4 protein-coding genes are annotated in these 5,019 nt (G+C 67.9%); 3 read left to right on the top strand and 1 reads right to left on the bottom strand.

What is annotated here, in order from left to right:
* Window positions 1-294: 294 nt before the first annotated feature.
* Together FNH08_RS44265 and FNH08_RS44270 are read left to right on the top strand one after the other, a co-directional pair.
* Window positions 295-1,263: a diacylglycerol/lipid kinase family protein gene (locus tag FNH08_RS44265; RefSeq protein WP_152777167.1), complete on the top strand. Its 969-nt coding sequence runs from the start codon at window positions 295-297 to the stop codon at window positions 1,261-1,263.
* Between the two features lie 317 nt (window positions 1,264-1,580).
* Complete coding sequence (locus FNH08_RS44270) at window positions 1,581-1,838, top strand: WhiB family transcriptional regulator (protein ID WP_003992873.1); 258 nt, start codon at window positions 1,581-1,583, stop codon at window positions 1,836-1,838.
* Window positions 1,839-2,091: 253 nt separating this feature from the next.
* On the opposite strand, the gene FNH08_RS44275 is transcribed toward FNH08_RS44270, so the two are convergent.
* Window positions 2,092-3,567, bottom strand: a complete 1,476-nt coding sequence (locus tag FNH08_RS44275; protein WP_322726436.1) for a sensor histidine kinase — start codon at window positions 3,565-3,567, stop codon at window positions 2,092-2,094.
* Window positions 3,568-4,080: 513 nt separating this feature from the next.
* Between FNH08_RS44275 and nagB the strand changes: the two genes are divergently transcribed.
* Window positions 4,081-4,866 carry a glucosamine-6-phosphate deaminase gene (gene nagB / locus FNH08_RS44280; RefSeq protein WP_322726437.1) on the top strand — a complete coding sequence of 262 codons (786 nt, stop codon included), beginning with the start codon at window positions 4,081-4,083 and terminating at the stop codon, window positions 4,864-4,866.
* Window positions 4,867-5,019: the final 153 nt, after the last annotated feature.

Raw genomic sequence — 5,019 nt, forward strand, 5'->3', positions numbered from 1 at the left:
GCTGGGGGGTGGGGTTCTGCTCAGCGGTCACGCTGGAAGCGTAGCTGTGTGGCTGCTCGGTCGCGTCTGCCGGGTTTGTGTCGGTGGTCGGCTGCGGGTTCGTTGTGGCTGGTCGCGCAGTTCCCCGCGCCCCTTAAAAGCATGGGCGCGACCAACCACGAACAACCGGATAGCCGCCGACGTACCGAATGAACCGATCTCGTAGGCGCCAAGAACACCCGTCATCGGGCGATCTCTTACCCAACCCCCACCTCGGACTGGGCCGTCTATTACCCAGTAGGTACCCTGCATCGCATGCGTGCACTTCTCGTGGTCAATCCGGCGGCAACCACCACAAGCGCACGAACGCGCGATGTCCTGATCCATGCCCTCGCGAGCGAGATGAAGCTCGACGCGGTCACGACGGAGTACCGGGGGCACGCGCGCGACCTCGGCCGGCAGGCGGCGGGGAGCGAGGACGTCGACCTGGTCATCACACTCGGCGGCGACGGCACGATCAACGAGGTCGTGAACGGTCTTCTCCACGAGGGCCCCGACCCCGACCGGCTCCCGCGCCTCGCCGTGGTCCCCGGCGGCTCGACCAACGTCTTCGCCCGCGCCCTGGGCCTCCCCAACGACGCGGTGGAAGCGACCGGCGCCCTCCTGGACGCCCTGCGTCAGGGCAGCGAGCGCACGGTCGGCCTGGGTCTCGCCGCCGGCACCCCGGGCAGCGAGGACGAGGGCGTCCCCGCCCGCTGGTTCACCTTCAACGCCGGCCTCGGCTTCGACGCCGGCGTGGTCGGCCGCGTCGAACAGCACCGTGAGCGCGGAAAACGCTCGACCCACTCGCTCTACATGCGGCAGGCGTTCCGCCAGTTCTTCGGAGAACCGCACCGCCGCAAGGGGACCATCACACTGGAGCGACCCGGCGCCGACCCGGTGACCGATTTGGTGCTGTCCATAGTCTGCAACACCTCTCCGTGGACGTATCTGGGCAATCGCCCGGTGTACGCGTCGCCTAAGGCCTCGTTCGATAAAGGCCTCGACGTACTCGGTCTCAGCCGCATGTCGACGGGCGCGGTTGCCCGGTATGGCACCCAGTTGCTCACTTCGTCCCCCGAGCGGGGCCCCCATGGCAAGCATGCGGTGTCCGTCCATGACCTGACCGACTTCACCTTGCATTCGAAGGTGCCACTCCCGCTTCAGATGGACGGCGACCACCTAGGGCTGCGTACGAGCGTGACGTTCACAGGCGTACGCCGTGCACTGCGTGTGATTGTGTGAGCGGAACGGGCAAAAGTCCTTCCACTCGAACGTTTAGGCCAGGATCCACCCCATGGAAGTACGGCTGTGACCTAGTCGACACCGAGGAATCAAAAAAAACTTTCCAGAAGGGGTTGTATCCGCCGCTGAGGTTTGCGAGTCTCTACGTGGCGCTCGGGACAGCCCGCAACATCGGCCCCACAGAGCACCGGAACCCCTCCTCAAATCTCAGGACCACACCAGTCCGTCTGGTGATCGGCCCTTCACTTGTTGAGGGATTCGTGAAAGCGTTCACATTCACAAGCAACGTGCAAGTAACACCAAGAGAGGTAGCAGCCATGGACTGGCGTCACAACGCCGTTTGCCGCGAGGAAGACCCCGAGCTGTTCTTCCCCATCGGCAACACTGGTCCTGCGCTGCTGCAGATCGAGGAAGCCAAGGCTGTTTGCCGTCGCTGCCCGGTGATCGAGCAGTGTCTGCAGTGGGCGCTTGAGTCCGGCCAGGACTCCGGCGTCTGGGGTGGCCTCAGCGAGGACGAGCGCCGCGCCATGAAGCGCCGCGCCGCCCGCAACCGGGCCCGTCAGGCATCCGCCTGACATCCCACCCAGCAACAGTCTGAGCTTGGCGGCGCGTACAGCGAGTACGCTTCTCCCGCCCCCGAGCCGCAGCGCGCAGTGCCCCCGATGCGCAGATTCGCAAGCATCTGAGCCTCGGACCAATTCACTTGGTCCGAGGCTCATCGCTTTTCTCGCACCCGCTCCGTCCTGTCCCATCCCCGTTCCATACGTACGCGCGCACCGTTCGCGTACGCGACGGGTGTGAACGTCTTGTGTACGTCTGCGGCAGGCGCTACTTCTGCGCCCGTACCGGCACGTCCAGGATCACCCTCGTCCCCCGCTCCGGCGCCGGCACCATGTCGAACGTGCCGCCCAACTCCCCCTCCACCAGCGTCCGTACGATCTGCAGGCCGAGGTTGCCCGAGCGGTGCGGGTCGAAGCCCTCGGGGAGGCCGACGCCGTCGTCCTGGACGGTGACGAGAAGGCGGGCCTCCTTGGTCGTGCCGCCACGTACCGCCGAGACCTCCACGGTGCCGGTGTCGCCCTCACGGAAGCCGTGTTCGAGGGCGTTCTGCAGGATTTCCGTGAGGACCATGGAGAGCGGGGTCGCCACCTCCGCGTCCAGGATGCCGAACCGGCCGGTGCGCCGGCCCGCGACCTTGCCCGGGGAGATCTCCGCGACCATCGCGAGGACGCGGTCGGCGATCTCGTCGAACTCCACCCGCTCGTCCAGGGTTTGCGACAGCGTCTCGTGCACGATCGCGATGGACCCGACCCGCCGCACGGCCTCTTCGAGGGCCTCACGGCCGCGCTCCGACTCGATGCGCCGGGCCTGGAGGCGCAGGAGCGCGGCGACCGTCTGGAGGTTGTTCTTGACCCGGTGGTGGATCTCCCGGATCGTGGCGTCCTTCGTGATCAACTCGCGCTCACGGCGACGCAGTTCGGTGACGTCCCTCAGGAGGACCAGCGAGCCGATGCGGGTGCCCTTGGGCTTGAGCGGGATCGCCCGGAACTGGATGACCCCGTCATGGGCCTCGATCTCGAACTCACGTGGTGCCCAGCCGCTGGCCACCTTGGCGAGCGCCTCGTCCACCGGGCCCCGGGACGGGGCGAGTTCGGCGGTGGTGTGGCCGAGGTGGTGGCCGAGGAGGTCGGCGGCGAGACCGAGGCGGTGGTAGGCGGAGAGGGCGTTCGGTGAGGCGTACTGGACGATTCCGTCGGCGTCGAGCCGGATCAGTCCGTCGCCGACGCGCGGCGAGGCGTCCATGTCGACCTGCTGGTCCGGGAACGGGAACGCTCCGGCGGCGATCATCTGGGCGAGGTCGGACGCGCTCTGGAGATACGTCAGCTCCAGGCGGCTCGGGGTGCGCACGGTCAGCAGGTTGGTGTTGCGCGCGATGACGCCGAGGACGCGGCCCTCCCGCCGTACGGGGATGGACTCGACCCGTACGGGGACCTCCTCGCGCCACTCGGGGTCGCCCTCGCGCACGATGCGGCCCTCGTCCAGGGCCGCGTCCAGGAGGGGCCTGCGACCGCGCGGGACGAGATGGCCGACCATGTCGTCCTGGTACGAGGTGGGGCCCGTGTTGGGGCGCATCTGGGCGACGGAGACGTACCGGGTGCCGTCGTGGGTGGGGACCCAGAGGACGAGGTCGGCGAAGGAGAGGTCCGAGAGCAGCTGCCACTCCGACACCAGCAGGTGCAGCCACTCCAGGTCGGAGTCACCCAGGGCGGTGTGCTGGCGTACGAGTTCGTTCATGGAGGGCACGTGTGCGAGCGTACCTGGCGGTTAGGACATCACAGGAAACCGTGCGCGCACCCTCCGATACGGCCCCGGAAACACCCGCGGGCCGCGGCGCCTGGGAGGGACCCTCAACCCTCCCGGCACCGCAGCCCGGAGCAACATCGGCCGCGGGGTGTGCGGTCCCGGTCGGCCGAAGGATGAGGACCCGGAGCAGTCAGGGCAGAGAGCACCGGTTCCTCGGTCCGTCTTCCTGTGCGGGGAAGACGGGGGCTTGTGGTTCGCATGCTCGGTGGTTCACACGCTCTACGTAGGCATTGTGGACTAGACCACATCCGTGTGTCCATGCGTTGACGGATGTTTGTTGTTGTCGCATTGTCCAACATCCGCCGATGCCTACCACGCAGAGTAGCCCGCCGCGGTTCACGTGGGGGACCGGATCGAGACACTCGCAGAAAGGCGCTTCTGCTAGATTGGTCTAAACCACATCGTGCCCCTCCGGGTCCCAGTTGACTCCCTCTCCAGATCGGCAGGCCCAGCGTGGAAGTTGTCATCGTCCCGGACGCGAAGGCGGGCGGCGAACTCATTGCCGAGGCCATGGCCCAGCTGCTCCGGCGCAAGCCCGACGCCCTGCTCGGCGTGGCCACCGGTTCCACTCCGCTGCCCGTCTACCAGGCTCTGGCGGCGCGGGTGGGCTCCGGCACGGTGGACACGTCACGGGCCCGCATAGCCCAGCTCGACGAGTACGTGGGGCTGCCCGCCGAGCACCCCGAGTCGTACCGTTCGGTGCTCCGGCGCGAGGTGCTTCAGCCGCTGGGCATCGGCATGGACGCGTTCATGGGCCCCGACGGCACCGCCGAGGACGTGCAGGGCGCCTGTGAGGCGTACGACAAGGCGCTGGCCGACGCCGGGGGCGTGGACCTCCAACTGCTCGGGATCGGGACCGACGGGCACATCGGGTTCAACGAACCGTGCTCCTCGCTCGCCTCGCGGACCCGGATCAAGACGCTGACGGAGCAGACCCGGATCGACAACGCGCGGTTCTTCGACGGGGACATCGCGCAGGTACCGCACCACGTCATCACCCAGGGCATCGGGACGATCCTCGACGCGCGGCATCTGGTGCTGCTCGCGACGGGTGAGGGCAAGGCGGACGCGGTGGCGGCGACCGTGGAGGGGCCGCTCGCCGCGGTGTGTCCGGCGTCGGCGCTGCAGCTTCATCGGCATGCGACGGTTGTCGTCGACGAGGGTGCCGCGTCGAAGCTGAAGCTGGCGGATTACTTCCGCCACACGTATGCGAACAAGCCCGCCTGGCAGGGGATCTGAACCTGCGGGTTCCCGTCCCTGGTACGCCGATTGGAGCTCGGGGGCGGATGTGCGTGGCGGGGTGCGGGTTCGTTGTGGCTGGTCGCGCAGTTCCCCGCGCCCCTATCGGGGCGCCCCAAGAAACAGAACGGCCGAGGCGCCGGTGCCCCCGCT

The organism is Streptomyces spongiae (assembly GCF_009377185.1).
GTDB lineage: Bacteria > Actinomycetota > Actinomycetes > Streptomycetales > Streptomycetaceae > Streptomyces > Streptomyces spongiae.